The sequence below is a fragment of the Prauserella marina genome, assembly GCF_002240355.1.
Lineage (GTDB): Bacteria > Actinomycetota > Actinomycetes > Mycobacteriales > Pseudonocardiaceae > Prauserella_A > Prauserella_A marina.
Map to the genome: position 1 here is coordinate 5,418,166 of NZ_CP016353.1, position 23,756 is coordinate 5,441,921.

The following is a 23,756-nucleotide window of genomic DNA, read 5'->3' on the forward strand; positions in this document are numbered from 1 at the left end:
CGAGCATGTGCGCTCATGCCGATCACGCCCGGTAATCTGGACACGTGCCCAGCGCAGACGAGCCTCCATCGTTCACACTCGGCTACGTCCCAGGGGTCACTCCGGCCAAATGGGTGCGGATCTGGAACGAACGCATGCCCGAAGTACCCCTGACGCTTGTCCAGGTGTCGGCCGCCGACGCCGCTGAGGCGGTCCGAGATCGCCGCGTGGACGCGGTCCTGCTGCGTTCCTTCATCGACCTCAGCGGCTTGCACGCGATACCCCTTTACACCGAGACGACCGTCGTCGTTGCTCCCAAAGACCATCTCGTGGCGGCGGCCGACGTGATCTCGACCGAAGAGCTGGCCGATGAGATCGTGCTCCATCCTCTTGACGACACGCTCGATTGGGAACAGCAGCCAGGTCAGCCCGCGATCATGCGGCCAGCCACGACGGCCGGTGCCATCGAACTGGTGGCGGCGGGGATCGGGCTGCTCGTCGTCCCGCAATCACTTGCCAGGCTGCACCACCGCAAGGACCTCACCTATCGGCCCCTCACGGAGGCCCCCGAGTCTCGTGTCGCACTGTCCTGGCTCGAAGACGACACCACTGACTTGATCGAGACCTTCATCGGCATCGTTCGCGGCCGGACCCCCAACAGCACTCGCGGACGTACCCCGGCATCGACATCGGAAAAAGCCAAGAAGCCGGAAGCCAACCGGAAAGCCAGGACCACAACCGGCAAGAAACGACAGCCGGGTTCCCGCCCCTCCCACAACAACCGACGCAAGAAACCGCGCCGCCGCTCGTAACCACCGCGAAGTTCCGACGCCGAGCGGCAAGAAACAGAGGCATCGACCATGTACGTGCAGTTGTCCGGCGACCGAGACGGACGCCCCGTCGTGCTGCTGCACGGCGGAGGCGTGGCCGGATGGATGTGGCGGCTGACGACGGACCTTCTTCCGGCGGGGCTTCACCTCATCGTGCCGGACCTTCCCGGACACGATCGAAGCTCCGGCGAACCGTACGTGTCGCACGACCACACGTTGACAGAGCTGATCACCATCATCGAGAAAGAAGCCGACCAGCCGGTCGCCGTGGCCGGTTTCTCACTCGGCGCTCAACTCGCGATTCTGCTCGCAACCCAACGCCCGGACCTGGTGGACCGGGTCGCGGTCGTCAGCGCGCAGGCCATACCGACGAGGGCGGCCGGGCTGACGCTCGGTCTGCTGGGCGCGACCGCCCCGCTCGCGAAGTACGAATGGTTCGCGAAACTACAGGCGAAGCAACTGTTCATACCGGCATCCCTGAAGGACGACTACCTCCGCACCTCGGCGCTCATCTCAAAGCGGAGCCTCGTCGCGGCCGTCGGCGAGAACATCCGATTCACTGCGCCGCCGGAATGGGCCGGCTTTCCCGGCACCGCACTCATTCTCGCCGGAGAACGCGAGCGCGGGTTCATGCGGTCGTCAGCGCGATCGCTCAGCGACGCACTACCGGGCAGTGAACTGGAGATCGTCAGTGGGTGCGGACACGGCATCCCGCTGCAGCGACCCGACTGGTTCGCGAAGCGGTTGAGGGACTGGCTCAGTACATGATCGACACAGCCGCCCGACGTGATCGGCCAGCACGTGTGCGACGACGTCGTGGACCGTCCAGCCGGGGCAAACGGTGGGCCTGGTCCAGTCCTCGGCCGTGAACTCCCGCAGCAAGCCGACAAACGCATCGTGCTGTCGGGCGAACAACGGCAGGACGTCGACGCGCGGCCCCAGCCAGTGGGCTCGGGTGTCCGGGGTGGACGCCGCGGCATCATCCATGGCGTTCATGATGCCGAACTCACCGAGGTCGAGTCGAACGAAAATCGGAAGCGGGTGGCCTGGCCACCATTCCCTGCGTTCCTGATGTCAGTTGTCGGCGCGAGCCACACCGGGAACGACCGGTACGGCAGGGAAAAGCAGGCCCGGATGTCGTTTCCCGGACCTGCTTTCCGGCTACCGGCCTACGCGTGGCGACGAAAGGCCCCCGTCAGCCGGTCACCTCGCAAAACCGGATGACGTTGGCGTACGGATCGATGACCTCCATGGTCGGACCGCCGGGCGCCTGCTCGTCGATGCCGGGGCGCATGCGCGGATACGCCTTTCCGGTCAGTTCTCCGTGCAGGCCGCGAAGATCGTCGACAGGAACCCAGATCACCGAGCCCGGCGTCCCGTCACCGTGATGTTCGGACAGGTCGATGACCATCTGGTCCCTGCGTACCCGCGCGTACAGCGGCGCGTCCCTTTCGAACCGGTGTTCCCATTCGAATACGAACCCGAGGTAATCGACGTAGAAGTCACGCATCACGCCCTCGTCGCGGACGCGCAACACCGGAACCGGCCTCCGGATCCCCACCCGCGACGCGCCGTCGAGTGCCGCGGACATGGTGTTCCAGTCCCGGTATCCAGCTTGGCGGGCAACGATTTCCAGCGCTTGGCTGTGCGTGAGGCTCAGCGAGCCTGACGTGATCGAGACGTCCCGCAGAACCCGAGCGGCGCGTTTGGCGTCTTTGATGGTCATGTCCATGAATTCACCTGTCCGTCCCGGTGCCGTGATCCCTCAGTGCCCGCGTTGCTGAAAGGGGCACCGTGCCTCGAAAGGTGAATGGTGACCACGCATCGATGTGTTCACCATGCCTGAAACGGCGCGGGCGGCAGGTCACATCGAAACCCCGCACGGCAGTCTACACGGCAACGAAATAGTCCGCTGTGGACAGTTTTCCCGATGTCCGAGTCCAACGTCTGCCCGCCGATTCGCATGGTGTCGTGCTGACGAAGCTTCCACAATCCCAGCGGTGGGTGAACTCGTCTACTACATCGTCGTCTCGATCGACGGACAGATCACGGCGCCGGACGGCGGGTTCGATACCTTCCTGATGGAGGGTGACCCGGCACCGGTACTCAAGACTGCTGATCGACGAGATCGACCGCCTGTACTCAAGCGCAATCCGGTCGCGTTCGGCAGCGGCATGCCGCTGTTCGGCCACGGCCCCCGGCCGGTCCGGACCCGCGCGCAGCGAAGCATGCCTGACGACTCCCGTCCCGCCAGGACGACGACAGCAGTTCACCGGGTTGTTCGAAAAAATCTCGAAGCCGATGTCGAAAAGGCGACCTGCCGGACGACGCGTTGAACGACACCCGTCGACAACGAAGGAGACAACGAGATGAGCAAGGTCACCACTGGCGCCACGATGTCGCTGGACGGCTATCTCGCCGGACCGGAGGAAAGCGGCTTCGACCTGCTGTTCCAGTGGTACGGCAACGGTGACGTGGAGATCCCGTCGGCCAGTCCCCGGGTGCCGTCGTTCCGTACCTCGGCCGCGAGCGCCGGGCTGATCAAGCAGGAGTGGGGTGACACCGGCGCGCTGGTCGTCGGCCGGTATCTCTACGACATGACGAGCGCATGGGGAGGGCGTCATCCGATGGATGTGCCGACGGTCGTGCTCACCCATCAGCGTCCAGCCGACCGTCCGGAGGACGACGAGAACTTCGTCTTCGTCACCGGCGGCATCGAAGCGGCGGTGGCGAAGGCGACAGAACTGGCTGGGGACAAGAACGTCGTCGTCAACGGAGGGCAGATGGCCCGGCAGTGCCTTGAGGCCGGACTGCTCGACGAGATCGGCGTCGAACTGGTTCCGGTCATCCTCGGCGGCGGGAAGACGCTGTTCGGCGAACTCGCCACGACACCGGTGGAGTTCGAAGGCCCCATCGCGCTGGTCGAGGGCACCGGTGTCACACACCTGCGCTACCGGGTCAAGAAGTAGCCGCCCCGGTATCGACATCCCGGACGCCGCGCGGGACACGCTCGGCGTCCGGGCGTCACCGCCCGCGAAAGGCCGAGACGATCCACGCCCGCGAGTCGAAGTACACGCCGTCACCGGTCTCGTGCGCTGCCAGCGTGGCACGGAGGCAATCGTGCGCCATTTCAGCCGCTTCGGTGTCCATTGTGGATACCAGATACGACGGTTCGTACAGGCTGAGCACGGCGGAATGGGCGGCGGCGCGGTCGGGCCCGTAGTAGACCGGCTCGCGCACGTCGGCGAAGCGAACCCGCTCGAAACCGGCTGCGGTGAGGATGCCTTCCGTCGTGGCCGGATCGGCGAGCGAGAACGGGTCCTTTCCCAGCGCCGGCACGGATGGCGCCGCCGTTCCGGCAAGCGCTCGATGAATCTCGGTGGACCACTCGTTGCGTTCGCGGCCCTGCCAGATGAGCAGCACGAGCCGCCCTCCGGGGCGAAGGGCACGCGCGATGTTGGTGAACGCGGCGACCGGATCGGCGAAGAACATCACGCCGAACCTGCTGAGGCAGAGGTCGAAGCGCGAGGGAGGGAACCGGTGGACCTGCGCGTCGGCAAGCAGGTAGTCGACGTTGCGCACGTCCTCGTCGCCGAGCAGCCGTGCTTGGTCGAGCATCCGTTCGGATATGTCGACGCCGAGCGCGCTCCCTTCGACTGCGACCCGTGCGGCTTCCCGCGTCACCTGTCCGGTGCCACAGCCGACGTCAAGCACCCTGTCGCGCGGCCGGACACCCGCCGCGACGCGGAATCGCTGGTTGTACCGACGCAGCTCGGCGTCGTAATCGAACGCATCGCTCGGTCGCACCACCATCGGTCGATGCTAGGTCGTTGGCACGGGTATGTCGTCACTTCGGTAGCGGTGCCGAGGTGGCACTACAACTTAGCCCGCCACCTCGGGTGGAGTGGAGCGCAACAGCTCGCCGACGGCGTCGGCGATGAGCTCCGGCTGTTCGAACGGGACCTGATGACTCGCCTTCTCGGCGACCACCACCCGCCCCAGCGGGGCCTCTCCGGCCAGCGCGCGGTGATCGGCGGTCAGGTAGTCCAACTGCGACCGAGGCATCCTCGGGCGTTTCCCCGCCGTGATCACGCGGATCGGCACCCTCGGCAGGCCCGGTTCGGCACGCGCTTTCTCAGCCTCGGCCATGGCTTGCCGCATACCGGCGAGCGTGACGGCCAGTTCGCGCAGCGCCTGCGCGTTTCCGCCTCCGAAGGCGGCCCGCAGGCGCAGCAGTTTCGGCGCGAGCGCGAAGGAAAGGCGCTGGGCGAAGGCAAAACCGGGTGGTGTCCCCGCGACCGTCGGATCGACGAACACCAGCCCTGCCACGTCGTCCGGATACCTTGCCGCATGGACCTGGGTGACGAGCGCGCCGAACGACCAGCCGACGAACGTCGCGGGCAACGGCAGATCCATCGCGTTCACGAGCCGGTGCAAATCGTCGGCCATCGCGGTGACATCCCCCGTTTGCCTGCCACCGGACCCGCCGACCCCAGCGCGATCGTAGGTGACCACAGTGGCCCGATCGGCCAATGCTTGCTCAAGGGCGGTTCCCCACGCACCCAGGCCCTGCCCCGCGCCACCACAGTCGAGGATCACTGGCGGACCTTCACCGGCGACCCGCACGCGGAGCGCGTAGTCGCCGACCTCGACCATCGTCACGGCTTCCTTGCCATCGTCTCGCGTCATGCTGTCAACCTAGCTTGACACCCAGAAGGGCGTCAACCGAGATTGACACAAGACGACGAACACGGCGCTTTCACTCCGGCCTGTTGCCCCGGGCCCGCTGGAGCAGTAGCGCGAGCCCACCGGCGACGAGCCCCCACAGCGCGTTGGTGAGCAGCATCGGGATGATCGCCATCGGTTTGGCCAGCGGCCCCTCCAGCTCGCCGTTGGCGATCGGCGAAAGAACGGCACTGAGCGCCGTGGCCATGACCGCGTAGCCGATCCCCGCCGCGACCAGCGTCCATACCGGTTCCCGCACCTTGGAAAGCCCCACGATGAGCACCCACACCAGCGTGATGCCCCCGGTCAGGATCAGCGGGGTCGCCGGTGTTCCGAGCACGTCACTCCAGCCGACGATCGAAAAGAGCGGCCGGACCAGCGCAAGCGCGGAAAGACCGAGCACGAGAGGCACGTTCAGGCCGCGGAACGAAGCAACAGAACTCATCCCTCGACGCTAGATTTCTCGCCCCGTCCCCGGCAGCCGCATCGACTCGTCAATCACAGCGAAGGACCTGCGGCGGAGAGCGACCCTTCGGGGTCGCTTGTGGACGTACACACCGGGACGAGTCTGATGGGAGAATCGGCGGATCAGAAACGAAGCGAGGGAGCGAGGATGCCGACGGCGGAACCACGGGAGGACGAGATACCCGCGTGGGTCCTCACCGTGCTCGTCGCCGCTGGGCAAGCCATCGCGGTCGCGCTCATCATCGCGATCGGCTCCGCGGGGACACTCGACGTCGATTACGGCGCGTATCTGTTCGCCGCCGGGTTCGGCGCGGTGCTGTTGTTGCGCAGGATCGTTCCGGTCACCGTCCTGATCGTGTCCGTTCTCGGCGTGTTCAGCTACTACGCCTTCGACTTCCCGCCGATCGGGATGGCCGTCCCCGTCGTGGGCGCGTTCTACAGCGTGACCGAACGGGGCCGGGTCGTCGTCGCCACCGTCGCGGGCCTGGTGCTGCTGGGCGTTTCGCTGTACTTCCGGGTCGGCGACCGGCAGCCGAGCACGGTATTGGCCTACGACCTGATCACCAACGTCGCGCTCGTCGGCTGCGCGATAGCGCTCGCGCTGACTGTCCGCAGCAGGCGCGACCTTCGGGACCAGCAACGACGCGTGGTGCTGCTGGAACGCGAGCATCAGCAGGAACGCGCGGCGAGGCAGCTGGAAGCCGAACGGCTCCGCCTTGCCCGCGACGTGCACGACTCGGTCGGTCACGCGCTTTCCCTCGTCTCGGTACAGGCACGAGTGGCCCAGCAGTCGTTGGGCTCCGACCAGGCGGCCGTGGCGCGCGCGCTCGACAACGTCGTGTCGGCCACCGGGTCCTCACTCGCCGATCTGCGGCGCACCCTCACCGCGCTGCACTCCGACCAGGCCGTCTCCTTGCACGCCCCGGTGACGCTGCGAGGCATCGAGCACACGGCCGAGGCGGCGAGACAGGCCGGTCTCGACGTCGACGTCTCGATCACGACCGGCCCTGCCGACGTCCCCGAGCCGGTCGCGGGAACGGCTTTCCGGATCGTCCAGGAAGCCGTGACCAACGTGCTCAGGCACGCGCACGCGACCCGCGCGAGCATCACGGTGACGGCCGAGGCGGGAACGCTGCGCCTGCGCGTGGCCGACAACGGCACCGGTCTCGGCGAGGCGGGTGAGGACGGTCGCGGCATGACCGGCATGCGGGAGCGCGCCGCGCTGGTCGGCGGCACCGTCACCGTCGAGTCCCAACCTACCGGGGTCACCGTGACCGCGGAGCTGCCGACCGAGGAGAGCCCATGATCCGCGTCCTGATCGCCGAGGACGAGATACTGCTGCGCAGCGGGTTGAAAGCGCTCGCCGAGCACGACGGCGACATCGAAATCGTCGCCGAGGCGGATCAGGGTGGGGCCGCGATCTCCCGCGCGAGGGCGACCCTGCCGGACGTGGTGCTGATGGACATCAGGATGCCGGGGGTCGACGGGATCACCGCGACCCAGCTCATCAGGCAGGACCCCGCGCTGTCCGGCACCTCGGTGCTCGTGCTGACGACCTTCGCCGAGGATCACACCGTCATCGAGGCACTGCGCGCGGGAGCGGCGGGCTATGTGCTCAAGGATGTCGCGCCGGACGACCTCAGGGAGGCGATCCGCGCCGTGGCCTCCGGCAAAGCGGTGCTCTCCCCCGAGGTGACGGCGACCGTCATGCGCGCGGCGAGCGCGCGCCCCGCCGCGGACACCGAGAGCATCAGCCACCTTGCCCCAAGGGAGATCGAGGTACTGGCCGAGGTGGGCAAAGGGCTGAACAACGCGGAGATCGCCGAACGGCTCTACATCAGCCCCGCGACGGCGCGCACGTACGTCAGCAGGCTCCTGCACAAGCTCGCCGCGCGCGACCGTGCGCAGCTCGTCGTCATCGCCCACCGCAGTGGCCTCGTGTGAGGCCGCCTCACGGGGCGACGAGGTCGAACGCCCGTAGCGAGCCGGACGCCTCGGCGTCCAGGTCGGCCTCCCCCAGCTCGGCCGCGTAGGCGCGCAGCAGCTCGTGCAGCCGATATCCCCCGTTCGGCGTCTGGTCGACGAGGTGGGCGCGGACCAGCACGGTGAGCACCCGACCGGCCGCGCTCACGCTCATCCCGGCCGTCGCGGCCACCTCGTACTCGTCGGCCTCCCGGTACCGGCCGAGCAGCCGGAACACACGCGCGGCCACGGGATCGAGCCGCCGGTAGGACCACGAGAACACGGTGCGAAACGCGGTGTCCTGATCGCCATGCGCGTCCAGCAGGTCGAGCACGTTTCCCTTCGCCAGCTCGTCGACCAGGTCCCCGACGCCCCGCGTTGAACGCCCGTGGATCAGTTCCGCGGCGACCCGCAACGCCGACGGCAGCCGCGCGCACAGCCCCACCAGCGTCCGCACCGCTCCCGGCTCGGCATCGGCACGATTGCCGAGCAGCACGCGCAACAGTCTCCGCGCGTCGGGCACCGGCAACCGGTCGAGTCCGATCCGGTGGGCTCCCTCCCTCGCGACGAGCCCGCCAAGGGAGTCCCTGCTGGTGATCAGCGTGCGGGTGGCCGCCCCAGCCGGAAGCAGCGGGCGAACCTGGCCGGAGCCGTGGGCGTTGTCCAGCAGCACGAGCATCCTGCGCTTGTCGGCAAGGCTGCGGAAGAGGGCCGCGCGCTCCGCGAGCTCGTCAGGGATCGCTGCCCTTTCGACGCCGAGTGCCCTCAGGAACCCGGCGAGCGCGTCGGCAGGCGAAACCGGTTCGCCTGGACCGAAGCCACGCAGGTCCACGTACAACTCTCCGTCGGGGAACCGGTCCCTGACGGCGTGTGCCCACCTCACGGCGAGCGCGGTCTTTCCAGCCCCCGCCGTGCCGACCACCGCGAGCACCGGCGCGACTCCCCCCTCCGGGGAGCTGCCGAGTTCGGCCAGTTCCGCCGCTCTTCCGACGAACCATGGCACGTCGGCGGGAAGCTGGGCGGGCACCGCGCCGCCCGCGACCGCAGGGCCGAGGTCGCCCTCCAGCACGCGCCGATGCAGCTCGCGCAGCTCGGCTCCCGGTTCGACACCGAGCTCGGTGACCAGCTTCTCCCTGGCGGCGCGATAGACATCCAGCGCTTCGGCTCGCCTTCCCGCCCTGGACAAGGCGGTCATCAGCAGACCGTGGAATCGTTCCCGCAGGGCGTGCTCCCCTGCCAGCCTGCTCAGCTCACCGATGACGGCTTCGTGAAGGCCGCACGCCAACTCGGCTTCGTACAAGGCTTCCAGTGCGACGAGCCGCCGCTCGGCGAGCCGCAGCGACCAGTCGGCCAGCTCCGGCACCTCGATACCGGCGAACGGTTCCCCCCTCCACAGCGCCAGCGCCGCCCGCAGCGGCTCGATCGCCCGCTTCGGTTCCAGCCGCCGCGCCTCCTCGACAAGTGCCTCGAACCGGTCGGCGTCGGTTTCGCCTGTCGCGACCCGCAATCGATATCCGGCCTCGACCGACGACAGCCTTCCCGGCTCGTCGAGCATTCCCCGCAGGCGGTGAATGTGCAGGTGCAGTTTCCGCCCGGCGCCTGGCTCCGGTGCCTCACCCCACAGCGCGCCCGCGAGCAGGGCAGCCCGCACGGGCCGATTCGCCCTCGCGAGCAGCACGCCGAGCAGAACCCGCCGCAGCCGTCCGGTCACCTCCTCGCTCCTGCCGCCCTCGGTCACCGTCATGGAACCGAGAACACGGAACTCCATGTTTCCCCCCCCCCCCGGGAACCGGTGCCAAGACCGGCACTTTCCTGGTGATGAAAGGCCGGTAAAAGCCCAGCCGCCACTCTGAGGTCAGACTCCCGCGCCGGCAGGCAGGTGTGTTGTCAGGTGATCACCCGACAACACGCCCGCCATCGCGGGCTTAGCGTCCTGGGTGCGGCATGCGCCGTCGAGGGGGCCGCGCATGCCTCGTGCCGCGAAGGCGGCGACGGGAGTGAACCAGTTTCCGAACCTTTGCGGGAGAACAACGATGACACCCAGCAAGCAAGGTCGTAGCCGGATTCGCAGGACCGTCGCGACACTCGGCGCAGCCGCCGCCGTCTTCGCCATCTCGGCCTGTGACAACGAGCAGCCACCTATTCCCCCCGCTCCCCTCACGCCGCCGTCGCTTCCCGACCTGCCGGACCTGCCGGACATCGAGATGCCGAGCGTCGGCGTGGACCGGCCCTGAGGACGGAGGGGACACCATGGGGGAACGTACGAAACTCGCGGTCGCCGCGCTGGGAACGGCGGCCTTGTTGACGATGTCGGGCTGCGGCGAAGACGTCGCGGGAAAGCCCGTCCAGCAAGCGAATGGGCAAAACGAACCATCCACACCGTCCGCACCGGACGAAGTGGAGAACGGTTTCGACGAGTGCGCTCTCGTCGAAACCGAGGCGATCGCCCAAGCGATCGGGGTCGACACGATGTACATCACGTCTCGCGAGGCGCGCTTGCAAGACGACGGAAGTACCCGCGCGCTGTGCCAGTACCACCCGCAAGACGTTCCCGGCTTGAACGGGATGACGTTGAGCACGGTCACCGGCACCGACGCCGAGCGGTTCTTCGCACCGTTCGACAAGCACGAGGTGGCCGAGATCGACAGCATCGGCGACGCGACGAAGGTCGTCGCCTTCGAAGTCGACGGTTCCCCCACCGCGTTCATCGAACTCAGGACCATCGTCGGTGACATCGGACTGCACCTGCGCTACCAGTACGACCAGTCCGGCGGCGGAGCCATGCCGGAAGCGAACGGCACCGCGCTCGGCACGATCGTCAGGTCGGCGATCGAGGAACTTCCCGGCGACGTGGCGATCCCGGAAGGGCAACCGGAAGGTGTCTGCGCGGAAATCGATCTCGACCTCGCCGCGCGGGTACTCGGCGACGAACTGGTCATGTCGCGAACGCTCGAATCGAATGCGGGCGGGGCCACCTGCGACCTCAGCAACGGACCGGCGAGCCTCGGGATCATCCACGTGACGAACGAGGACCAGGTCGCGAAGATGGCCACGAAACCGGAGCTGATCAACGAGGACATCGGCGATGGCGCTCTCGTCGAGGTCGCGCAAACACCGGAAGGACAGGGACCGCTGCACGCGAGGGTCAACGTCGGCGACGAGATCGTGGAGATCTTCGCCCACTACGCCGACAGCGTCGCTCAGTTCACCACGCCGCGACCGGAAGATCTCGACCTGGTGCGGTCGGTCGTCGCCTCGGTCGGCGGGCAGGGCTAGAGAGCACCGGCCGCGTCGCCGCGACCGGAGGCGACGCGGCTCAGCGGGGTGGCCGGGTATCGGTGTCCCGCAGCACCGCGGTCGCGACGCTCGTCAACGCCTCGGCCGCACCCTCGGCGTGTACGACCCGGGGTGTGCGGACGAGGTCGTCGACCACCACCTGCGCCGTGTTGACGAGAAGCTGGGTCGCCGCCTCCGAACGGTCCTGGCGAATGGCACGCGCCCAATGCGCCCACTCCTGCGAGCGCTCCGTTCTCGCCCTCGCGAGCCGTTCGGCCGCGTCGGAGGGAAGGTGGTGCGCCTCGGTGACGGTGACCGAAAGCAGGTCCTCGGCCTCGGCCGCGATCTTGACGTAGCCCCCGATGAGACCGCCGAGCGCGTCGGTGTCACTGGTGGCCGCGCGCAATGCCCTGATGGTTTCCAGCGAAACCCATTCGCGGAACCGGTCCGCGATCGCGACGAGCATGTCGGTTTTGCTCTCGAAATAGCGGTAGATGGCTGGACCGGCGATACCGGCCTCCATCGCGATGCCGTCGACGCTCGCGCCGTCGAAACCGCTGCGCCGGAATGTGCCTGCCGCGATGGCGAGCAGTTGTTCCCTGCGCGAAACGGACCCCCAACGCCGTCCTGACTCTGGTGGGTCGCCGGCGGTCCCCTCGGCCTGCTCTGCCTGCTCGGCGTCGACGGCGGCGAGCGCGGCGGCGCCGAGCAGCCTCGCGGTCTGTTCCTGATCGAACAGCCCAGCCGACTCCTCGTGGCTGTTGACGATGGCGATGACCGCCCACGCGCGCACGAATACCTCGACCTCGGCAAGGGCGGGATGCCGCGCGCGGATCACGTTCGCGAGCCGCGACACGAGGTCGTTCAGCCTTCCGCGAAGCACGCGCAGGCCTTCGGCTTCGATGTGCCGCGCTTCCCTCCTCCACAGTCGCGCCATGTCCCGTTCGGCCAGCGACGCACTCGCCATGTCGTGCAGCGTCGCGGGCAGGGCGCCGGGATCGGCGTCGGCCGGGTACTCCGGCAGCGCGGCCAGGAAGGCGCCCTGCGCTTCGAACAGCACGTGCGACAGCAGCGCCTGCTTGTTCGCGTAGTGCCGGTACAAGGCGCGCGAGGTGATCCCGGTGACCTCGGCGATGTCGCTCATCCGAACCGAATGGAACCCGCGCTCGACGAACAGTTCGCGCGCGTTCGCGGAGATCTGCTCACGCCGGTCACTCGGCCGACGGGCCCTGATCGACCGGCTTTCGTTCCCCTTTGATTCCCCATTCAGCGACACGCCCGGAGACTAACAGATGAACGTCCATGTACTTACTTGACGAGTTGTCGCCTCTGTAGCCATACTTCCGGTCAATTGGCATAGCGATGTTGGTTAACGGTCAATGACGTAACGTCGCCGATTCAGACATACCGTTCACATTCGGGAAGCGAGAAGCACACATGAAGGTCCGCAGGGTTGTCATGGGTAACGACAGCGAAGGCACCACGAAGGTGCTCGACGACGGGACGATCGAGCCGACAACGGCCACACTGCTTCCCGGCGTCGAAATCCACCGGGTCTGGGAACTGGACTCGGTCGCGGTCCCGGTCGGAGACGCCTCCGAAGGCGACCCGAAGGCGACGTTCTTTCCCCCGCACCCCGGCGTCCGGTTCGGGTTCCTCACGGTGCCGCCCGGCATCACCTACATCCCGGAGCCAGGCGCCGACCTCGCCGCGGCCGCGGCGGAAATGGAGGAGCGCCTTCCCGGCGCCGCCGCGACCTTCGCGTTCCCCGACAAGCCGGGAGCACACGAGACGCGGACCGTCGACTACATCGTCGTGCTCTCCGGCAACGGCGTACTCCGCTTCGACGACGTCGAGGTCCGCCTCAACCAGGGTGACTGCCTCATCCAGAACGGCAACCCGCACGCGTGGTTCAACGAAGGCGACGAACCGTTCGTGCTGGCATTCGCGCTCTGCGGAGCGCCCTGACGAAAGGCTGCGGCACGTGCGCACCACGACCGTTCCCTCGCCCGCTCCGCCGGAACTCGGCATGAGCTGGTGGAAACATGGCCGGTAATGGCCCGCTGGCCGGGGTCAAGGTCGTCGAACTCGCCGGGATGGGACCGGCGCCCTTCGCGGCGATGCTGCTCGCCGACATGGGTGCACAGGTAATCCGGCTTGAACGCCGCGTCGCTTCCGACGCGGGCGCTGGCGCATGGAATCACCTGCACAGAGGGCGCCCCTCCGTCGCCTGCGATCTCGGAACGGCCGAGGGTACGGAACTCGCCCTCCGCCTCACCGAGACAGCCGACATCCTGCTGGAGGGCTTCCGTCCCGGAGTACTCGAACGCCTCGGCCTCGGACCCGACCGGCTGCTGGCGAGCAACCCCGCGCTCGTGTACGGCAGGGCGACGGGATACGGCCAGACCGGCCCGCTCTCCACGGTCGCCGGTCACGACATCAACTACATCGCGGTGGCGGGAGCCCTCGGCGCGATCCGGCGCCAAGGGGAGACTCCGCTCTTCCCGCTCAGCCTGGTTGGCGACTTCGGCGGCGGCGGGATGCTACTGGCCTTCGGAGTGCTCTGCGGGCTCGTCGAGGCCCGGCGTTCGGGCAAAGGTCAGGTTGTCGACGCCGCGATGGTCGAGGGAACGGCGTTGCTGACCACGATCTTCCACGCGCTGCGCGACGCGGGCGAGTGGGACGGCGAACCAGGTACCAACACGCTCGACAGCGGAGCCCATTTTTACGAGGTCTACCCGGCCTCCGACGGCGGCCACGTCGCCGTCGGAGCGCTCGAACCCCAGTTCTACGCCGAACTCCTGCGACTGCTCGAACTCGATCCCGCCGACTACCCACAGTGGGAGCGGGCCCGGTGGCCCGAACTGAAGAAAAAGCTCGGCGAGATATTCCGGTCCCGCCCTACCGACGAGTGGGCCGGCCTCTTCGAGAACGAACAGGCGTGTGTCACCGCCGTGTACGGCCTCGACGACGCTCCGTCCCATCCGCACAACCTCGCGAGGGGCACGTTCGTCGAGATCGACGGCAAACTCCAGCCTGCCCCCGCACCCCGGTTCAGCAGAACCCCCGCCGCCGTGCCCACGCCACCCGCCGAACCCGGTTCCGATGACGGAACGGCGCTCGCGGCCTGGGGACTGTCCCAAGGCGACATCGCCCGGCTCACCCGAACCGGTGAGCACACCCACGAAAGGACATGAGACATGGGCACCCCGAAGATCTCCTGCGCGTTCTACACCGGCGCGGAGACACCCGACCACATCGCGCTCGCCGAACGGCTCGGCTACCACCGCGCCTGGGTCTACGACTCGCCCGCGCTGTGCCTCGACGCCTGGAGCGCGCTGGCCCGCGCGGCCGACCGCACGGAACGCATCGGGCTCGCCACCGGTGTCGCCGTACCGAAACTGCGCCACCTCGTGGTGACCGCATCGGCCATCGCGACCATCGAATCGATCGCGCCCGGCAGGTTCACCCTCGGGGTCGGCACCGGCTTCACCGGCCTGCGCGCGCTCGGGCACAAACCGATGAAGTGGGCCGACGTCGCCGAGTACGTCACCGCGCTCAAGACCCTGCTGCGCGGTGAGCCCGTGCAGTGGGAGGGCAAGACCATGCGGCTCATGCACGCGAGCGGCTACCTGCCGAAGCTTCCGGTCGAATTCGACGTGTACATGGCGACCGAAGGCCCCAAGGGCTTCGCCGTGGCCAAGGAACACGCCGACGGTGTGCTCACCGTCAACACCGAACCCGGTGAGGGCTGGCAGAACTCGGCGCGGTGGGCGATGGGTACCGTGCTCGACGATGGCGAGTCGGCGACCTCCGACAGGGTGTGGGCCGCGGCCGGTCACGCCGCCGTCGTCATCTACCACCTCTACTACGAGGCCGGTCTCGACCTGAACACGCTGCCGGGCGGCAAGGAATGGGGCGAGATGATCTCGTCGCTTTCGGAGGAGGAACGGCACCTCTCCCTCCACAAGGGACACCTGATGGAGGTGTCCGAACACGACGACCGGCTCATTCCGAGGGAAACCGTCTCCGCGCTGACCTTCACCGGTACCGTCGACGAACTGCGTGCGCGCGTCGACGACATGGCCGCGAAGGGCATCACCGAGGTCGTCTACCAGCCCGCGGGTCCCGACATCCCGCGGGAACTGGAGGCGTTCGCCCGGCTCGTCCCCCAGAAGGCAACAGCGAGCTGATGGCGAAAGGCCCGGGCTGATGCGGATCGACAGCAGGCACCGCCGGTCCGCATCAGCCCGGGCGCACCCACAACCTCCGGTCGGCCCGGCGGGACGTGCGGTGATCGAAGAGGACAACCGGCGCGCCGCGAGCGGCCGGTACGGACGCACACAGGAGCCGCCGTCATGAACCCCACCAGCCTGCTCACCAAGGGCGCCCAGATATACGGCGACCGCGTCGCCTTCGCCTGCGGCGAGCGGAAACAGACCTTCGCCGAACTGCACGAGAGGGCCAACCGGCTCGCGAACGCCTTGCGTGAGGCAGGAATCGAGAAGGGCGAACGGGTCGCGGTACTGAGCGACAACGCGTTCGAGGCGCTGGAGCAGGTCGCCGGTCTCGCCGTCGGCGGTTTCGTCAGGTGCGCGCTCTATGCCCACGAGCCAGCCGAGAAGAACCTGTACCTGCTGCGGCTCACCGGTGCCTCCGCGCTGCTGGTCCAGGACAAGCACTACGCGACGATCGCACCGGTGCTCGCCGAGGCCCCCGACGTGAGGGTCGTGTTCGTCATCGGCGAGGCGCCGGAAGGCACCCTCGGCTACGAGGCCGAACTCGCCTCGGCATCACCTGCCGAGCCCCGCGTGCCGTGGTCGCCCGAGGACCCGCACGTCATCCGCTTCTCGTCGGGTACGACGGGAAAGCCGAAGGGCATCCTGCACACGGCACGCGGCTGGCTCGACATGGGCACCGAGTTCGCGTTGGCGCTCGGCGGATTCACCAGTGAGGAGCGTTATCTCGCGGCGACACCGTTCAGCCACGCCGCCGGTCTCGTGGCGTGGCCGTTGATCGCCGTCGGGGCCACCAGCGTCGTCATGCCCTCTTTCGATCCCGCGAGCTGGCTGGACATCGTGGAACGCGAACGCATCACCTTCGGCATGCTCGCGCCGACCATGATCCACATGGTCGTCGACCATCCAGGGGTCGATCAGCGCGACGTGTCGAGCCTGCGCACGATGCTCTACGGCAGCGCGCCGATCTCGGAGACCACCCTCGTGGCCGCGCTGGGGCTGTGGGGCAACATCATGTACCAGACCTACGGCCAGAGCGAGGCCATGCCGATCACGTGCCTCACGCCGGAGAACCACGTCATCGACGACGGCGACGAGCAACGCGGTCTGCTGCGTTCGGCGGGAAGGCCGACCCCGAACTCGATCGTGCGCATCGTCGACGACGAGGGCAACGACCTTCCCTCCGGCGAGATCGGCGAGGTCGTGTCCCTGACCCCGGGGGCGATGCACGGCATCTGGGGCGATCCCGATGCCACCGCCGAACGGTTGCTGCCAGGCGGCTGGCTGCGCACGAGGGACATGGGCTGGCTGTCGAAGGACGGTTTCCTCTTCCTCGCCGACCGCAAGGAAGACATGATCATCTCCGGCGGCTTCAACATCTGGCCCGTCGAACTGGAGAACGCGCTGGCCGCGCACCCCGCCGTCGCGGAGGTGTCCGTGGTGGGCATCCCGCACCCGAAGTGGGGCGAAACCCCGCATGCCGCCGTCGTACTCCGCGAGGCAGCGACGGTGACGGAACGCGAGCTGATCGAGTGGAGCAGGGAGAAAGTGGGCTCCGTCAAGAAAATCACCGGGGTCACCTTCACCGAATCGCTGCCCCGCACCCCCATCGGCAAGGTGCTGCGCAGAGTGGTCAGGGAACAGTACGTCGGCGACACCCCGCGCATCGCGGGCGCGTGAACTGCCGGAATAGGAGGGCGCAGTGGCGCTGGACATCGAGGCCCGTCGCGACTTCGCGGCGGCCGTCGCGGAATTCGCACAGCGCGAGTGCGGGACGAGGGAGAAACGGGTCGCGCTGAACGGCGGCGAAACCGAGGCACACAGCCCCGAGCTGTACGCCAAGCTGGCCGACCTCGGCTGGACCGGGGTCGCCATGCCTGCCGAGTACGGCGGGGGCGGCGGTGGCCTCGTCGAAGCCTGCCTGCTGCTCGAAGAACTCGCCTACGGACAGGTTCCGGTGTTCGCGCTTGGCATCTCGATGATCGCGGCGAAGGCCGTCGAGAAGTTCGGCACCCCTGAACAGAAGGAACACCTCATCGGGAGTTTCTGCCGGGGTGAGATCTCCTCGGTCGCCATGAGCGAACCGGAAGCGGGATCCGATGTGGGAGCGTTGCGCTGTAAGGCGAAACGCGACGGCGACAACTTCATCCTCAATGGACAGAAGACGTGGATATCCTGCGCGCACTACGCCGATCGCATCCTGCTCGTGTGCCGAACGGACTCCTCGGGACCCAAGCACGCGGGCATCACCATGCTGACCGTGCCGTTGCCTTCCGAAGGGGTGAGCATTCACGGCATCGAGACCATGGCCGGTCGCGAGGTCAACGACGTCTACTTCACCGATACGGTCGTGCCGGCAGGCAACGTCATCGGAGCGGTCGGCGGCGCGTGGCGGCAACTCATGGCGGGACTCAACTTCGAACGACTCACGTGTGCCGCGATCTTTCTCGGCAAGGCGCGGCGAGCCTTCGACGACACGCTTCACTACGTCAGCGGGCGCACGCAGTTCGGCACCCCGGTCGGCAGTTTTCAAGCGCTGCGCCACCGGATCGCCGACCTGGCGACCGAACTGGAGTGCTCAAGGGCGTTCGTCTACGACATCGCGGAGAAGGTCGATGCCGACCCCGGAACGCAGCGGGCCAGAGAGGCGTCGATGGCGAAACTCAAGGTCACCGAAACGGCGAAGCGCATCAGCATCGAGGGAATGCAGATGTTCGGCGGAGCCGGTTACACCAAGGAGTACGACATCGAACGGCATCTTCGCGGCAACATCATCTCGACGGTGTTCGCCGGAACCAGCGAGGTGCAGCGCGAGATCATCGCGGGGTCGTACGGACTGTGACCTCCCTGCGCCTGGATGGCCGTCGCTCCTCCGCTCAACCGATCGAGTAACCGGAGGGCGCGGGAGGACACACTCGGCGACGACCGGGCCGGGCAAGCCCGGCATTCGCCACGATCCGCTGGTGGCGACCACCTTCGGGTGAGCGTCGGATCCACGGGTGAGGGCCGGACGTCAAAGTCCGCATGAATGAAGGTCATTCCCCGAGAGAAGGCGAGCAGACCGCCGGGGAACTGGAGCGCATCGCGAACCAACTCGAACGGGCATTCGGTTCGGAAATCGCGGGCGAGCCCCCGAAGAGACCTCACTTCTGTTCACCGTGGGCCGAGGACGGTTGTCCAGACGACCTTCACTGAGTCCGCCGAGCAAAGCAGGGGCGTCCCAAGGGGCGCCCCTTCGTCGTGTTCGGGGGCTTCACTCCGGAGTCTCGGTCACCTCGTCGGGAACGACGACGACGGGGCATCGCGCGTGAGTGACCATGGACTGACTCGTCGATCCGAGCAGCATGCCCGCGAATCCGCCCCTTCCCCTGCTTCCCACGACGAGCAGCCGCGCCGTCTCGCTACGCGCCAGCAGAGTGCGCACCGGCTTGCCGCGCTCGGCGACCACCTCGACGGGGATACCGGGAAAGCGCCGCTCGCACAGCGCCACGTCGGCTTCCAGTTCGGCTTTGACCCGCGCCGCCACGTCCTTGTCCTCGCCGGACGCCGAGTCCGGCACGTTCGGCGAGGTATGCGTCCAGGTATGAACCAGCACCAGGCTGGTTTCCCGCAATCCGGCTTCCCTCGCGGCGAAGGCCACGGCTGCCGTACTCGTCGTCGAGCCGTCGACGCCGACCACCACCGGGCCCGACTCGACCGGCCTTTCGTGCCGCTTCCTGCCCCTGACCACGGCGACCGGACAGTGTGCGTGCGAGGCCAGCGCGATGGCGACGGAGCCCGTCACCACTTCCGCGAACCCGCCGAGCCCCCGGGAGCCGACAACGAGCAGTCCGGCGGTCTCCGAGTACCTCACCAGAGTGGCGACGGTACCGCCCTCGAAGAGATCGATGATCACGTCGACGCCCTCGACAGCCGCCTTGGCCTCCTGTTCGGCCTTCTCCAGCGCTTGTCTTCCCCGTTCTCGCGCCTTGTCGCGCAGTGGCGCGGCCGCCGCGAGGAAGCCGGGAAACGCCGAAGGCGGCATCGAATAGGCATGTACCAGGCGTAATCGCCAGTCCCGACCGCGTGCTTCCGCCGCCGCCCACACCGCCGCGTCGACCGACGACGCTGAACCGTCGACACCGGCTACGACCTCGACCGTCTCGTTCATGACTCAACCTCCCGCCTACGCATCGTGCAACTCTCGGCTCGACCTCGCGAATCGAGCGGCGACGACGCGCACCCAATGAACCGGCTGGGCTCACTGCCAGGGCGGCGGAGTGTCGGTGAGGAACGGGTTACGTGTGTCGAGCAGCGCGGGATCACGCAGGTTGATGCAGTGCAAACCGTTCCAGCGCCGGAACCCGATGCTTTCGAGCAGCAATTCGACCCTGAGGCTCGCGAGTTCGGCCGTGAACGGATCGAGCGGGTCCGGCCGTTCGGGGAAACCGGATGCGGCCGGCCTGCACACGGCGAGCTGCGCCGTCCTGCTCAAGGTGCGCAGAGTCGCCGCGAGCAGCGCGCCGCCGAGACCTTTTCCCCGCCACGCCGATTCGAGGTTGATGTCGCGAACGATGATCATGCGGACGGGCTCGGCGCTCAGCCCCAGCAGTTCGCGCAGCCCGGAGACGAGCCTGCCCGTTGGGCACAGCGCCGTCTCCGCGATGGAGAGCAGAAGCGGATCCTCGGTGGTGAGAGCGTCGAGAAGGTTGCGGTCGGGGGAAAGGTCGGCGATGTCGAGCAGGATGTCGGCGACGTGCCTGCCTGGGAGATCGACCGAAGCGCTCCAGTGCTCCGGCACATGGTCCTCGTCGTCGACCCGCCACCAGAGCCGGTTGTGATTGAGTTGTAATCGCAAGTCCAGCGGTCCGTCAGGTGTGCCCATGACCATCACTTCCGCCCAAGATCTTCGGTGTCTCCTCGCCCCCGCCCTGCGACAATCCGGATCTCCCGGCACCCGGCGCCCCGCACGGCCGCGACGGGCAAGGACCGCGGCCTTCCATGGTCCGTATCCGGCAAACTCGGCGAAAATATCCACAATGGACTGTGGATGAGCGAATGGCCACCCTCCCGATGGCGTCTTCGCCTTGACCGACAGCGTTTCAGTGTATGAAACATCGAGGCCGAGCTTGCTTTTCTCAATATAGAGTTCAGGGGGCCATCTGGCTAGGTTCAGTTCTTGCCGGACCCGGCACGAACCATGCCGTTCACCGCGTCGATGAACAACGTGAAGGCACGGTCGACGCGGTCGTGGTCGCCGGTCGCGAGAAGTTCGAGCTGTAGTCCTCGCGCCTGCGCGACGATCATCGAAGCCACGGCGGGCACCCGCTCGGCTGGGCAACCGTCGGCCACGACGAGTTGCTCGATCACGGCGTGCGCGTCGGCGACAGCCTCCCGCAGATAGCGCTCATAGCGATCCGGCTCCCTGACCGCCTGCGTGTAGACCTCGAACAACACCCGGTAGACGGGAAGATGACGCGGCATCGTCGACCTCGCCCACCATCCGGAGAGACCGCCGATACCCGACCCGGCGGCAGCGTCCGCGGCGTCGGCAAGCCTTCCTCTCAAGCCTGCGACGACGTCGGTGACCAGCTTCTCCTTGGAGCCGAAGTGGTGCAGCAGCGTCCCATGACTGACACCGACGGCCGTCGCCAGCGGTCGCATGGACAATCCGCCGATGCCGTGTTCCAGCACGTAATCGGTGACCAGGTTCAGCAACTCTTCCCTTCGGTGCCGATAGCGGAGACTCCTGCCGTCGACGCGTTTTCCACTCATCCCGCGACGGTAGCGCTCACGGCCGAACCGAGATAGATTGACCAACTGGTCGAGCTACTTTAGGGTGGCCGACATGGGATCGGACCTTTCCCGGCTGCATCACGTCGGACATGTCGTCGAAGACCTGGGCTCGGCGCTCGCGCTCTACCGGCGCCTCGGGTTCACGCTGCCACCACCGTCGGTTCCCGTGATGGCCCGCGCTGCCGGCACCGAGCCGCGACCCTTCGGCGCGGCGAACACCCACGCCGATTTCGCGACCAGCTTCATCGAACTCGCGACGCGCGTACGCGAGGACAGTCCTGTTGCCGGCGCGCGGTTCGTTCCGTTACAGGCCCCCGACGACGTCCTCCAGGAGCTCGTCGACAAGATAGAAACGACGAGCGCCAACCTCGCGGCGTGCCTCGAACGCTTCGCCGGGTTGCACATTCTCATGTTCTCCTCACCCGACGTCGAATCGGCGGCGGCGCGGCTCAGCGCGTCCGGCGTCGCCCACGGCGGGGTCAACACCGCGAGGAGGCCAGTGGAGACCGAGCGGGGCACGGTCTCCGAAATCGTCAGTTATGTCGAGTTCGACGGCGAACCGGGAGCACGCCCCGGCGCCGTTGCCGAGGGCAGGATCGGCATCGCGGGCGAACTCGACCCGGCGATCCAGGGTTCCCGGTGCGCCGAACACGCCAACGGCGCGTTCGATCTGGTCGACGTGGTGCTGTGCGTATCGGACGACGCGCTGCCCGCTACCGTCGACCGATACCGGACCTGTCTCGGCAGGCAGCCACGCCAGGACGGCCGCTTGGCCGTGTTCGAACTCGAAGGAAGCCGCCTGAGCGTAGTGCCCGCGTCGCGGCTCGCAACGTTGCTGCCAGGTGAGGCTCCTCCCTCACTGCCCGCGCTCGTCTCCTACACCGTCGCGGTGCGGGATCTCGGCGTCACTGCAAAACTACTGCGGGACAACGACATCCCGGTGCACGATACCGGCGAAGGGGACATTTTCGTTCCCGGCGCGGACGCGTTCGGAGCCGCGATAGTCTTCCGGGAACCGACCCTGTGACGGGGTTCAACTGAGCACGACTGCCGGTATAGTGACCCACCCTTGGTCGAGTCGCCGGACCACCATTCTTCATCCGTGAGGAGGGCAGTGACCGCGAATAGTCTTGTCGGCACCGGGTTCGCGCCGTGCTGTCCCGCGCGGCACGGCGGGACCGACCTTGTTTCCGCCTCGCTGTTCATCCGGCACTGCGCCTTGGGTACGGACCTCGCGATACTCACCGCGGTCGGCGAAGTCGATCTCGCCACGGCACCATTGCTCCGAACGGCACTCCTCAGGTGCGAACGCGACGGCACCACCCGCGTGATCATCGATCTCTCCGAGGTGGGTTTCCTCGCCGCCGCCGGAGCGGAGGTGCTGCGAGCGACGGCCACTCTCGCCGACGTCGAGGGCCGCGAGGTCGCCGTCGTCACCACGGCGCAGGTCGACCACGTACTCGAACTGACAGGACTGGCCGGTGTGATCCCGGCCAGCACCTCACTTGCCGAAGCGGTCGCCAAGCTCGGCCTCGGGTGAGCCATCGTCCACTCACGACATACGAAATGAAATGTCCGATTCCGTATGGTGACGACGATGGTTACTTGCCCACCGTCGCGGTGAATTATCGCAGCCCTGGTTAACTCCACCGGCCCTTCCCGCTCACCGGCGAGAATCGCACGATGAGGTGTTCGGCACCGTCCACGCACCCGAAGGAACACCATCATGCGCTACCGCCCGATCAACAATGACCCGCAAGATCCACGCCTCGGCCGATTCATTCCCGACGACTGGCGGCACGTCGAGCGCTACCCGCTCAGCGCACTTGCCGTCGAACAGCAACCGACGGCGGTTCCCGTCGTCATCGGTGTCAACTGGTACACCGAGTTCGACACTCCGGTACAGGACGGTACATCGAAGGAATGGTTCATCGCCCGAGGCGGCAGCGGCTCGCTGACGACGGTCCGCGGCGGTCACTGCGTCTGCCTCGAACCGGGAGGCGACCAGGACAGGCAGGAGTGGCGGGTCTTCTACGACCAGGGCTCGGAGGGAGCCTGCGTCGGCTTCGGCTGGTCCCGGTGCATGACCATTCTCAACAAGGGTGAACTGTACGCGGCGCGCTGGTTGTGGGACAGGGCAAAGGAAACCGACGAATGGCCACAGACCAATCCCGGCGACGACGAGGGCACATCGGTGCGCGCCGCCGCCGAGATACTGGTGTCGGCCGGTCACGTCGACTGGGAAACCGGCTACGCGGGCGACGACTACCGCGAACGCGCCGACTACACCCCCGACCCCGGCGACGGCCTCACGGCGTTTCGCTGGGCGGCCGACGTCGACGAGGTCCACCGGGTACTCGGCAACGCGAGAGGCGACGAACTCGGAGCCGTCACGATTCTCAACTCGTGGGGCGAGGATTACCCCGAACGCGTGTGGCTTCCCGACGATGTCCTCGACCGGTTGATTCAGGAAGACGGGGAGATCGCCATCCCCACCGACCGCTGA

General features: G+C 67.4%; 26 protein-coding genes. 16 read left to right on the plus strand and 10 right to left on the minus strand.

Annotated features, from left to right (window positions below):
- The first annotated feature begins 44 nt into the window (after nt 1-44).
- Together BAY61_RS24950 and BAY61_RS24955 are read left to right on the plus strand one after the other, a co-directional pair.
- Entirely contained in the window at nt 45-791 is a 747-nt protein-coding gene (locus BAY61_RS24950) for a LysR family substrate-binding domain-containing protein (protein WP_091807073.1), read from the plus strand.
- Between the two features lie 48 nt (nt 792-839).
- A complete protein-coding gene (locus BAY61_RS24955; RefSeq protein WP_091807071.1) occupies nt 840-1,577 on the plus strand; it encodes an alpha/beta fold hydrolase in 738 nt (245 codons plus the stop codon).
- Here the strand turns inward: BAY61_RS24955 and BAY61_RS24960 are convergent.
- Both BAY61_RS24960 and BAY61_RS24965 read right to left on the minus strand, forming a co-directional pair.
- The gene (locus BAY61_RS24960; protein ID WP_342749589.1) at nt 1,473-1,805 is read right to left on the minus strand and encodes a maleylpyruvate isomerase N-terminal domain-containing protein; all 333 of its coding nucleotides are present in this window, start codon (nt 1,803-1,805) and stop codon (nt 1,473-1,475) included. The two genes, BAY61_RS24955 and BAY61_RS24960, sit on opposite strands and share 105 nt — an antisense overlap.
- Before the next feature lie 199 nt (nt 1,806-2,004).
- Entirely contained in the window at nt 2,005-2,535 is a 531-nt protein-coding gene (locus tag BAY61_RS24965) for a glyoxalase superfamily protein (RefSeq protein WP_211323599.1), read from the minus strand.
- Nucleotides 2,536-2,809: 274 nt separating this feature from the next.
- Between BAY61_RS24965 and BAY61_RS33395 the strand changes: the two genes are divergently transcribed.
- Together BAY61_RS33395 and BAY61_RS24975 are read left to right on the plus strand one after the other, a co-directional pair.
- Complete coding sequence (locus tag BAY61_RS33395; protein WP_091807067.1) at nt 2,810-3,145, plus strand: hypothetical protein; 336 nt, start codon at nt 2,810-2,812, stop codon at nt 3,143-3,145.
- A gap of 33 nt (nt 3,146-3,178) precedes the next feature.
- A complete protein-coding gene (locus BAY61_RS24975) occupies nt 3,179-3,778 on the plus strand; it encodes a dihydrofolate reductase family protein (protein ID WP_091807065.1) in 600 nt (199 codons plus the stop codon).
- Between the two features lie 55 nt (nt 3,779-3,833).
- On the opposite strand, the gene BAY61_RS24980 is transcribed toward BAY61_RS24975, so the two are convergent.
- From BAY61_RS24980 to BAY61_RS24990, 3 genes are all read right to left on the minus strand, one after another.
- Complete coding sequence (locus tag BAY61_RS24980) at nt 3,834-4,622, minus strand: class I SAM-dependent methyltransferase (RefSeq protein WP_091807063.1); 789 nt, start codon at nt 4,620-4,622, stop codon at nt 3,834-3,836.
- Nucleotides 4,623-4,691: 69 nt separating this feature from the next.
- Entirely contained in the window at nt 4,692-5,498 is an 807-nt protein-coding gene (locus BAY61_RS24985) for an alpha/beta fold hydrolase (protein ID WP_091807061.1), read from the minus strand.
- Nucleotides 5,499-5,568: 70 nt separating this feature from the next.
- Nucleotides 5,569-5,979 carry a hypothetical protein gene (locus BAY61_RS24990; protein ID WP_091807060.1) on the minus strand — a complete coding sequence of 137 codons (411 nt, stop codon included), beginning with the start codon at nt 5,977-5,979 and terminating at the stop codon, nt 5,569-5,571.
- A gap of 168 nt (nt 5,980-6,147) precedes the next feature.
- On the opposite strand from BAY61_RS24990, the gene BAY61_RS24995 reads away from it, so the two are divergent.
- Complete coding sequence (locus tag BAY61_RS24995) at nt 6,148-7,305, plus strand: sensor histidine kinase (protein ID WP_170140222.1); 1,158 nt, start codon at nt 6,148-6,150, stop codon at nt 7,303-7,305.
- The gene (locus BAY61_RS25000; RefSeq protein ID WP_091807056.1) at nt 7,302-7,943 is read left to right on the plus strand and encodes a response regulator; all 642 of its coding nucleotides are present in this window, start codon (nt 7,302-7,304) and stop codon (nt 7,941-7,943) included. The genes BAY61_RS24995 and BAY61_RS25000 overlap by 4 nt, the downstream gene beginning before the upstream one ends.
- 7 nt (nt 7,944-7,950) lie before the next feature.
- Here the strand turns inward: BAY61_RS25000 and BAY61_RS33685 are convergent, their stop codons facing one another.
- Nucleotides 7,951-9,729 carry an AfsR/SARP family transcriptional regulator gene (locus BAY61_RS33685; RefSeq protein ID WP_245865413.1) on the minus strand — a complete coding sequence of 593 codons (1,779 nt, stop codon included), beginning with the start codon at nt 9,727-9,729 and terminating at the stop codon, nt 7,951-7,953.
- Nucleotides 9,730-9,994: 265 nt separating this feature from the next.
- Here BAY61_RS33685 and BAY61_RS25015 point away from each other — a divergent pair, with 265 nt between their 5' ends.
- Complete coding sequence (locus BAY61_RS25015) at nt 9,995-10,195, plus strand: hypothetical protein (protein WP_091807053.1); 201 nt, start codon at nt 9,995-9,997, stop codon at nt 10,193-10,195.
- Between the two features lie 16 nt (nt 10,196-10,211).
- On the plus strand, nt 10,212-11,237 hold the full coding sequence (locus BAY61_RS25020; protein WP_091807051.1) for a DUF3558 family protein: 1,026 nt from the start codon (nt 10,212-10,214) through the stop codon (nt 11,235-11,237).
- A gap of 40 nt (nt 11,238-11,277) precedes the next feature.
- Here BAY61_RS25020 and BAY61_RS25025 read toward each other — a convergent pair whose 3' ends face one another.
- Nucleotides 11,278-12,513, minus strand: a complete 1,236-nt coding sequence (locus BAY61_RS25025; RefSeq protein WP_091807049.1) for a TetR/AcrR family transcriptional regulator — start codon at nt 12,511-12,513, stop codon at nt 11,278-11,280.
- Between the two features lie 161 nt (nt 12,514-12,674).
- Between BAY61_RS25025 and BAY61_RS25030 the strand changes: the two genes are divergently transcribed.
- The 5 genes from BAY61_RS25030 (at nt 12,675) to BAY61_RS25050 (ending at nt 18,317) form a co-directional block, all read left to right on the plus strand.
- On the plus strand, nt 12,675-13,205 hold the full coding sequence (locus BAY61_RS25030) for a cupin domain-containing protein (RefSeq protein ID WP_091807048.1): 531 nt from the start codon (nt 12,675-12,677) through the stop codon (nt 13,203-13,205).
- Nucleotides 13,206-13,282: 77 nt separating this feature from the next.
- A complete protein-coding gene (locus BAY61_RS25035; protein ID WP_091807046.1) occupies nt 13,283-14,434 on the plus strand; it encodes a CaiB/BaiF CoA transferase family protein in 1,152 nt (383 codons plus the stop codon).
- Nucleotides 14,435-14,437: 3 nt separating this feature from the next.
- Nucleotides 14,438-15,430 (plus strand): LLM class flavin-dependent oxidoreductase, encoded by a 993-nt coding sequence (locus tag BAY61_RS25040; RefSeq protein ID WP_091807044.1) that lies wholly within the window; start codon nt 14,438-14,440, stop codon nt 15,428-15,430.
- Nucleotides 15,431-15,595: 165 nt separating this feature from the next.
- Complete coding sequence (locus BAY61_RS25045) at nt 15,596-17,155, plus strand: class I adenylate-forming enzyme family protein (RefSeq protein ID WP_091807042.1); 1,560 nt, start codon at nt 15,596-15,598, stop codon at nt 17,153-17,155.
- A 22-nt stretch (nt 17,156-17,177) separates the two neighbouring features.
- Nucleotides 17,178-18,317 (plus strand): acyl-CoA dehydrogenase family protein, encoded by a 1,140-nt coding sequence (locus BAY61_RS25050; RefSeq protein ID WP_091807040.1) that lies wholly within the window; start codon nt 17,178-17,180, stop codon nt 18,315-18,317.
- Nucleotides 18,318-18,728: 411 nt separating this feature from the next.
- On the opposite strand, the gene BAY61_RS25055 is transcribed toward BAY61_RS25050, so the two are convergent.
- From BAY61_RS25055 to BAY61_RS25065, 3 genes are all read right to left on the minus strand, one after another.
- Entirely contained in the window at nt 18,729-19,625 is an 897-nt protein-coding gene (locus tag BAY61_RS25055; protein WP_091807038.1) for a universal stress protein, read from the minus strand.
- A gap of 90 nt (nt 19,626-19,715) precedes the next feature.
- Nucleotides 19,716-20,339: a hypothetical protein gene (locus tag BAY61_RS25060; RefSeq protein ID WP_143021393.1), complete on the minus strand. Its 624-nt coding sequence runs from the start codon at nt 20,337-20,339 to the stop codon at nt 19,716-19,718.
- Between the two features lie 287 nt (nt 20,340-20,626).
- A complete protein-coding gene (locus tag BAY61_RS25065; RefSeq protein ID WP_091807034.1) occupies nt 20,627-21,229 on the minus strand; it encodes a TetR/AcrR family transcriptional regulator in 603 nt (200 codons plus the stop codon).
- 73 nt (nt 21,230-21,302) lie between these two features.
- On the opposite strand from BAY61_RS25065, the gene BAY61_RS25070 reads away from it, so the two are divergent.
- The 3 genes from BAY61_RS25070 (at nt 21,303) to BAY61_RS25080 (ending at nt 23,756) form a co-directional block, all read left to right on the plus strand.
- Complete coding sequence (locus BAY61_RS25070; RefSeq protein WP_091807479.1) at nt 21,303-22,277, plus strand: VOC family protein; 975 nt, start codon at nt 21,303-21,305, stop codon at nt 22,275-22,277.
- A gap of 87 nt (nt 22,278-22,364) precedes the next feature.
- Entirely contained in the window at nt 22,365-22,790 is a 426-nt protein-coding gene (locus BAY61_RS25075) for an STAS domain-containing protein (protein WP_170140223.1), read from the plus strand.
- 186 nt (nt 22,791-22,976) lie between these two features.
- Nucleotides 22,977-23,756: a hypothetical protein gene (locus BAY61_RS25080; RefSeq protein WP_091807030.1), complete on the plus strand. Its 780-nt coding sequence runs from the start codon at nt 22,977-22,979 to the stop codon at nt 23,754-23,756.

What these genes read in the sequence shown, in the direction of transcription:
- BAY61_RS25055 (WP_091807038.1), bottom strand. Translation starts at nt 19,625, where the DNA reads ATGAACGAGACGGTCGAGGTCGTAGCCGGTGTCGACGGTTCAGCGTCG.
- BAY61_RS24955 (WP_091807071.1), top strand. Translation starts at nt 840, where the DNA reads ATGTACGTGCAGTTGTCCGGCGACCGAGACGGACGCCCCGTCGTGCTG.
- BAY61_RS24965 (WP_211323599.1), bottom strand. Translation starts at nt 2,535, where the DNA reads ATGACCATCAAAGACGCCAAACGCGCCGCTCGGGTTCTGCGGGACGTC.
- BAY61_RS25080 (WP_091807030.1), top strand. Translation starts at nt 22,977, where the DNA reads ATGCGCTACCGCCCGATCAACAATGACCCGCAAGATCCACGCCTCGGC.
- BAY61_RS25065 (WP_091807034.1), bottom strand. Translation starts at nt 21,229, where the DNA reads ATGAGTGGAAAACGCGTCGACGGCAGGAGTCTCCGCTATCGGCACCGA.
- BAY61_RS25060 (WP_143021393.1), bottom strand. Translation starts at nt 20,339, where the DNA reads ATGGGCACACCTGACGGACCGCTGGACTTGCGATTACAACTCAATCAC.
- BAY61_RS25000 (WP_091807056.1), top strand. Translation starts at nt 7,302, where the DNA reads ATGATCCGCGTCCTGATCGCCGAGGACGAGATACTGCTGCGCAGCGGG.
- BAY61_RS24980 (WP_091807063.1), bottom strand. Translation starts at nt 4,622, where the DNA reads ATGGTGGTGCGACCGAGCGATGCGTTCGATTACGACGCCGAGCTGCGT.
- BAY61_RS25015 (WP_091807053.1), top strand. Translation starts at nt 9,995, where the DNA reads ATGACACCCAGCAAGCAAGGTCGTAGCCGGATTCGCAGGACCGTCGCG.
- BAY61_RS25030 (WP_091807048.1), top strand. Translation starts at nt 12,675, where the DNA reads ATGAAGGTCCGCAGGGTTGTCATGGGTAACGACAGCGAAGGCACCACG.
- BAY61_RS24985 (WP_091807061.1), bottom strand. Translation starts at nt 5,498, where the DNA reads ATGACGCGAGACGATGGCAAGGAAGCCGTGACGATGGTCGAGGTCGGC.
- BAY61_RS24995 (WP_170140222.1), top strand. Translation starts at nt 6,148, where the DNA reads ATGCCGACGGCGGAACCACGGGAGGACGAGATACCCGCGTGGGTCCTC.
- BAY61_RS25020 (WP_091807051.1), top strand. Translation starts at nt 10,212, where the DNA reads ATGGGGGAACGTACGAAACTCGCGGTCGCCGCGCTGGGAACGGCGGCC.
- BAY61_RS24960 (WP_342749589.1), bottom strand. Translation starts at nt 1,805, where the DNA reads ATGAACGCCATGGATGATGCCGCGGCGTCCACCCCGGACACCCGAGCC.
- BAY61_RS25040 (WP_091807044.1), top strand. Translation starts at nt 14,438, where the DNA reads ATGGGCACCCCGAAGATCTCCTGCGCGTTCTACACCGGCGCGGAGACA.
- BAY61_RS24975 (WP_091807065.1), top strand. Translation starts at nt 3,179, where the DNA reads ATGAGCAAGGTCACCACTGGCGCCACGATGTCGCTGGACGGCTATCTC.
- BAY61_RS25035 (WP_091807046.1), top strand. Translation starts at nt 13,283, where the DNA reads ATGGCCGGTAATGGCCCGCTGGCCGGGGTCAAGGTCGTCGAACTCGCC.
- BAY61_RS24990 (WP_091807060.1), bottom strand. Translation starts at nt 5,979, where the DNA reads ATGAGTTCTGTTGCTTCGTTCCGCGGCCTGAACGTGCCTCTCGTGCTC.
- BAY61_RS33685 (WP_245865413.1), bottom strand. Translation starts at nt 9,729, where the DNA reads ATGGAGTTCCGTGTTCTCGGTTCCATGACGGTGACCGAGGGCGGCAGG.
- BAY61_RS25070 (WP_091807479.1), top strand. Translation starts at nt 21,303, where the DNA reads ATGGGATCGGACCTTTCCCGGCTGCATCACGTCGGACATGTCGTCGAA.
- BAY61_RS25045 (WP_091807042.1), top strand. Translation starts at nt 15,596, where the DNA reads ATGAACCCCACCAGCCTGCTCACCAAGGGCGCCCAGATATACGGCGAC.